This is a genomic window from Deltaproteobacteria bacterium, assembly GCA_011375175.1.
GTDB lineage: Bacteria > Desulfobacterota > GWC2-55-46 > GWC2-55-46 > DRME01 > DRME01.
The window spans coordinates 1-6054 of the sequence record DRME01000001.1; the positions used below are offsets into that span (position 1 = coordinate 1).

General features: G+C 61.3%; 4 protein-coding genes and 1 tRNA gene. 2 read left to right on the top strand and 3 right to left on the bottom strand.

Translation table 11 applies throughout. From position 1 onward, the window contains the following. Positions 1-179: 179 nt before the first annotated feature. Positions 180-267 (top strand) — tRNA-Leu (locus ENJ37_00005). Between the two features lie 297 nt (positions 268-564). On the opposite strand, the gene ENJ37_00010 is transcribed toward ENJ37_00005, so the two are convergent. Then, positions 565-933 (bottom strand): hypothetical protein, encoded by a 369-nt coding sequence (locus ENJ37_00010; GenBank protein HHL38873.1) that lies wholly within the window; start codon positions 931-933, stop codon positions 565-567. A 786-nt stretch (positions 934-1719) separates the two neighbouring features. On the opposite strand from ENJ37_00010, the gene ENJ37_00015 reads away from it, so the two are divergent. Then, positions 1720-3309, top strand: coding sequence for a hypothetical protein (locus tag ENJ37_00015; GenBank protein HHL38874.1), 1590 nt, complete (start codon positions 1720-1722; stop codon positions 3307-3309). Between the two features lie 109 nt (positions 3310-3418). Here the strand turns inward: ENJ37_00015 and ENJ37_00020 are convergent, their stop codons facing one another. Further along, entirely contained in the window at positions 3419-4195 is a 777-nt protein-coding gene (locus tag ENJ37_00020; GenBank protein ID HHL38875.1) for a hypothetical protein, read from the bottom strand. A 189-nt stretch (positions 4196-4384) separates the two neighbouring features. After that, positions 4385-5905, bottom strand: coding sequence for a hypothetical protein (locus tag ENJ37_00025; GenBank protein ID HHL38876.1), 1521 nt, complete (start codon positions 5903-5905; stop codon positions 4385-4387). Positions 5906-6054: the final 149 nt, after the last annotated feature.

Below are 6054 nucleotides of genomic sequence, written 5' to 3' on the forward strand. Positions count from 1 at the left end.
CCCCCTGTTTTGCCTGGCAAAACAGGGGGAAACCAACTCGCATTAAAAGTTTTTGGAGGGAGTCTGAGGGAACCTTTTTACAAAAAGGTTCCCTCAGTGCAATAAATCAGAGCTTTCTTAAATATAGCCCGAAATCCCCGGCGATGCAACCTCAAAGCGGGTGAGTCGTTGCAGTTGCAGCCGAAGTGGCGGAATTGGTAGACGCGCAAGATTCAGGTTCTTGTGGGCGATACGCCTGTGGGGGTTCGAATCCCCCCTTCGGCACCAACCGGCTTCTCTTTCCGACTCTCCGTCCCTGAAGACCTCCTCTACCGCCGGCCGCAAGAGCCCCTTCCATCGGCCGGAAGGCAAACCGACCTTCAGAGAGACTTAGCAGGGCCTTTCCGGCGGGCCTTCACCGTCGTCCCGGACCGCGAGGGGCGCTTCGGCGTCAGGATGTCTTTTCTTTGCAGCCGTACCGGGCGGACGATGACACAGCAAGGGCGGTCGAGGAAGCATCCCGGCAGGTTGCGGCCCTCCGTGAGGAGGTATCAAGGGCTGGTGGGATGGGAAGGGGCGCGGCCGTCAGACCATGAGCAGTCCGGCCTTGACCACGCCGTTTATCCTGTTGGTCCAGCGGACCTGGGCCCGGCTCTTTATGTCGAGGTCTTCGGCCACGATCTCGAGCATCTCGTCACGCTGGAAGGTGGTCAGAGGCGAGGGGGTCTCCACCCCCACGCCGTGCAGCGATATGTCGACGATCCTTCCGTGGATCTTTTTGTTCTCGGCCAGGACGAGCTCGCAGCCCCTCTCGACGAGCATCCTCTTCTCCAGCCGCCTTTCGGGCTCAAAGCTCTTCCTGCTGACGAAACCGCAGAAGGGACAGGGTATCTCGGAGGTGGGGGCAGCCGTGTAGAATGTGCTTTGACACCTTGAGCAGATCAGTTTGTTCATAGCGACACCATAACATCACCGTTCCTTCCCGACCCTGGCCGGTCGAGTTTACCCGACGGAACCTCCTTGCGAGTCGAGCGCAAACCGGCAAAGCCGGTCTGCGCTACCGAGCAACCTCGCCCGATCAAAAAAGGTCCCGCCGGTCCTTTCAGTAGATTACCCTGTGTACGAGCTTCTCCCACCCCTTGGCTACGACGAGCGCCCGGTTCTTCTTTAATCCCATGCGCACAAGGAGCGCATAGATGTGCAGGGAGTTCAGGTAGTGCTGTATATGATGCTTGATGGACACAACTTGTACCAGTCTCTCCGCCACAGGACGGGTCTTTTCGGCATGGGGCAAAAGCGGACGAAACCGTCCGGACAGGAGGTCCTGGGCTACGGCGCGAGCGACACTGCGCCACCTCCGGTCCCCGCCGATCTCTACTAACGAGGAAACTTGCAATAATGATGCCAATAGCGTAAAGCAGGGTCTGTTGCGCGGCCAAGAGCTTGATCCAGAAAGACTTTGCCTCACACAAGCCGCTCCGGCCCAAGGGGGCCCGTGACGGCTCTGTTGCAAAAGTGTAAACATATACGGCGCCCCTTCCGCAGGGCCTGAAGGGCGCCGCCATGGGGCCGAGAGGCGGTGCCGGCCGGGAAGTCTTTATTTTCCGGGGGGTTAGTGTAGACGCCACTGTCTGTAACAAGTGTAAAAAAACCTGACAGCAGGGAGGGGCGACTTTGACCGCCGTGACGGTAAAACCCTTTCATCGAGCAGGCTTGACAAACCTCTCCGATCCTTGTTAAATGAGGGTCATGGTAAAAGAAACTCCACGGCCACGCGGCCGGGTCGGCGCAGCCCTTGCCCTCCTCCTTCTCTGCGCTGCTGCGGTTGCCGTGCCGCCCGTGCGGGGCGAGGCCCCTTCACCGGCCGAGGCCGGGGATTCGCACGAGCGCCGTCCCGGCGGACTCAAGTACAACAAGTACGGCCTCATAGACACAACGCCCGATGTGGTGCCGCTGCGGTACCTCCCCAAGGATGAAAAGGGCTTTGTCGACTGGGCCGCCGCCGTGGAAAAGGGTCTTATCGCGCCCAGGGACACCCTGCCGGGCCGCGAGGCCGAAGCCGACGCCGACGCCGGCAAGAAGTACACCGACAAGGTACTCATAAAGTCCACCAAGGCCTTCATGCCCGACGTGATATTCCCCCACCGCCCCCACGTCTACTGGCTCAAGTGCGGCAACTGCCATCCCAAGATATTCGCCATGGAGGCCGGCGGCACGGTCGACATGTCCATGGCCAGGATAAGCAAGGGCGAGTTCTGCGGCCGCTGCCACGGCAAGGTCGCCTTTCCCCTGCGCAACTGCTTCAAGTGCCACTCGGCCCCCCGCCACCTCGCCACCATACCGTCGGAGATGGCCATAGCCGAAAAGAAGAGAAAGAAGGCCGCGGCCGAAAAGAAGGCGGAGACCGGGAAGAAGAAGCCGGAGGCGCCTGCGGCCGAAAGCGCCGCGGCGATCAAAAAGAGCGAGCCCGGCGGGCTCAAGTACAACAAGTACGGCCTAATAGACACAACGCCCGAGGTCATCCCCCTCCAGCACCTGCCCAAGGACAGGTACGGATTCGTCGACTGGACAAAGGCGGTCGTCGAGGGGCTCATCGCCCCCAGGGACGCCCTTCCGGGGGCCCCGCCGCCCCCGCGGCCCTCCGCCGACGAGCTCTTCTCCGACGACATACTCATAAAGTCGACCCAGCCCTTCATGGCCGACGTCATCTTTCCCCACCGGGTCCACAACTACTGGCTCAAGTGCGACAACTGCCACCCCAAGATATTCGCCAAGCGGGCCGGCGGCTCGGGCATGTCCATGGCCAGGATAACAAAGGGCGAGTTCTGCGGCCGTTGCCACGGCAAGGTCGCCTTTCCGCTACGCAGCTGCTTCAAGTGCCACTCGGTGCCCACCGACAAGCCCGCTGAGCAGACGCCGGTGGTCATTCCGCTCAAGATGCTCCCCAAGGACCGCTACGACTTCGTCGACTGGTCAAAGGCCGCCTTCGAGGGCAAGATACGGCCCAAGGACGCCATAGGCGAGTCGATGGGCAAGGAGGTGGACGTGGACGAGCTCTTCAACGTGGACGTGGTCTACAAGTTCGAGAGCAAGCTCGTACCCGACGTGGTCTTTCCCCACCGCCCCCACGTCTACTGGCTCAACTGCGACTCCTGCCACCCGGCCATCTTCGAAAAGAAGGCCGGCGCCGCCAGGATGAACATGGTCGAGCTCCGCCGCGGCAACTACTGCGGCCGCTGCCACGGCAAGGTTTCCTTCCCCCTCTCCAACTGCTCCAGGTGCCACCTGGGCTCCCCCGAAAAGAGGGCAAGGCCCATAAAGAAACAGTAGCGGCCGGCAACGCCGCCTCCCGCTCTTAAGGAAACTCTGATTAATTGCCCTGGGGGAACCGTGGGTCTGTGACCCTTTTACAAAAAGGTTCCCTCAGGTCAGTATCAGGTCAGTATCTGAGCCTTGCGGGTTCGTGGCAGGCCACGCACACGTCGTTGAGCGCCTTCTTTATGAAATAGACCTGGACCTCTTCGCGTTTCCCGATCTTTTCGGCCGCCCGGCGGTTGAACTCCTTGGCCTCTTCGACACGCTCGAGGAAGTTCTCCTTGTCCATGATGATGCCGCTCGGTCCCTTCTCCGGCAGCACATTGACGAGGAGGTCGAGGTAGAAATTGACGAGCTTTATCTGCTCGGCGGCGTGTTCGTAGTCCTCGTCGTCGAGGTATATGTCGGCGAGCTCCACGTGGTCCGATATCTTGTGCATGTAGCGTCCGAAGAGCGTGCCGCGCGCCGGCGCGTGGAAGAGGTGCTTCAGCCGCGCCGTCTCGTGGCAGGAGACACAGAGGTTGAATATCTCCTGGGGCGTCTCCTTTACGGCCCTCTTCTCCCGGCGCTTTACGGCCTCTCTGAGCTCGCTCACCAGGGCCGAGAGCCTGGCGAGCCTCTCGTCGAAGAGCCGGCGGTCGAGCTCTCGGCCCTCCATGTCGTATCGAGGCGCAACGGAGGGGATCTCGGCCACGGCCTCCTCGATGCTCTTGAGGTGGATGTCCGTCACCTCGTAGTTCTTCATGGAGTAGCTGATCTGGGCGTTCGTGTAATTGTCGAATATGCGGTGCATGAGGAACTTGAAGGCATAGGAGGGGGGCCGCTCGGCGCCGAAGACCGTTGCGGCGGGCGGCATGGCCGTAAACAGACAGACCGTCAGTAAAAGCAGGCTCTTCTTCATCGCTGCGCACCTCGCTTTGTTGGGGGAACTCTCTTTTGTTCCCCTGGGGGGGACCTTTTGACATGGGGGCTTCCCCGGCGGAAGGCTTCCTCTTTACAGGGACCTGTCTGATTAATATGACAGGAGCCCCCTGTTGTCAAGTTACGTAACAGTCGATTCGGATGGGCGACGCCAGGAGGAAGGCGCGGGTCAGCCCCCTTGCTTTCTCAGGCCGTACAGCTTGGCGATGGTCTCGTAGAGGGCTGTCGAGCGGATCGGTGAGAACTCCGGCAGCCTGCACACCCTTACGGCCTCGACGCGCAGGTCACAACCTCCCTCAAGGGCCGTTGCGTGGGGGCGCAGCCCATCCACTTCGTCGCCGTAGAGGAGGAACGAGAAGTCGCGGGGCCCGCTTGCGCCGCCGAACTGGTAGCCGAGCACGGTCTTGTCGGCCGCGACGCGGCCGTCGGGAGTCAAGAGCCTGAGCCGCAGCACGGGCTCGTCGGAGGCCGGGTCCCGCACGGCGAGACTTATGGAGAAGGTCACCTCCTGGAGGCCGTCGTCCGCCTCGATGGCTTCTCCGTAGGGTATGACCCTTTCGGCGGTCTTCTCCGCGTTCTCCTGGAGGTCCGCGAAGTAGTCGGCGAGCCCGGTGAGGTCCCGCTCCCTGGAGGCGAATATCAGCGCGTAGAGAAGGGGCTGCTCCCCGAGCCTCGCCTTCTTTTCAAACTCGTCGCTCGTATAGGAGGCCATCTCGTCGAAGAGCCTTTTGCAGGCCCTCTTCTCCTCCACGAGCCTTCTTGTCTTGAGACCCACCGGGTAGTAGGGCAGCATCGCCTTCGGGTCGAAGCGCAGCCGCCGTCTTTCCCTGGGGTCCGTCACATGGTAGGGAACCATGACGATATTGGATAGTCCCGCCCGCTCGAAGGCCTCGATATAGTCGGTGAAGTAGTAGCACCTCTCCTTTATCCTGAAGTCCCGCCAGTTGGCGTCGGCCTCTTCGAGCGTCCTTTTGTCGACCCAGAAGGGAACTATGGGCTCGATGCCCACGAAGACGCCGTCGCGGCGGAGCATGGAGGCCAGGCTGCACATGGCCTCTTCAAGGAACCGGTAATGGTGGAGCGTGTTGTCTCCGTAGACGAAGCTCACCGAGCCGTCGGCGAGAAGCTGGGTGTGTATGTCCTGTATGACGCGCTCGAAGTAGACGCCTTCCATCTCGATGAGCCCCTTGCATACGCCGAGGCCCGAGCCGCGGTCGTCGAAGACGTCGGTGGCCACGCCCGTCATGGAGGGGAAGACCCTGCTCAGGTGCTTTGCGACCCATCCGGTCTGGGCGCCGGGTTCGAGGAAGATGCCTCCTTCGTCTTCGACGAGGCCGCTCAGCACGCCCACATTGAAGATAAAGGCCCTGGCCTGTATCCGCCAGTACGACCTCCCCCAGTCGTCCTGTATGCCCTCGCCGTGGAAGGGGAGGCGGTTCCACATCTCCGTCGGCCCTGGCACGTTGCGCTCGCCCCACCCCCTGGCCTCCGTATCGACGAGCCCCGTCCAGGTGTAATCCTTCCGGTGGAGGTATGCCATGCCGTCGCTTACGGCGTATTCGTTGCCGCAGGCCCGGCACAGAAGACTCCCTTCCGTTATCTCCAGTCCGTCCCTTGCAGCGGCGCGGACCTCGAGGCCGCCCTTCATGCAGAATGGACAGAGCATGATCTCGGCCAGTGCTTCCCTCATGGTGAAACCTCTCCGCTCATTGAATCCGCCGCCCCATGAGAGGCAACAGGGGAAACTCCGATTAATGACCCTGGGGGAAACGTGGGTCTATGACCCTTTACAAAAAGGTCCCCTCAGTGCAGTAAATCAGAGTCTCCTTAGGGAAGCTC

Bases quoted from the DNA above. Each gene is read 5' to 3' on its own strand.
- ENJ37_00010 (HHL38873.1), bottom strand. From the start codon at position 933: ATGAACAAACTGATCTGCTCAAGGTGTCAAAGCACATTCTACACGGCT.
- ENJ37_00015 (HHL38874.1), top strand. From the start codon at position 1,720: ATGAGGGTCATGGTAAAAGAAACTCCACGGCCACGCGGCCGGGTCGGC.
- ENJ37_00020 (HHL38875.1), bottom strand. From the start codon at position 4,195: ATGAAGAAGAGCCTGCTTTTACTGACGGTCTGTCTGTTTACGGCCATG.
- ENJ37_00025 (HHL38876.1), bottom strand. From the start codon at position 5,905: ATGAGGGAAGCACTGGCCGAGATCATGCTCTGTCCATTCTGCATGAAG.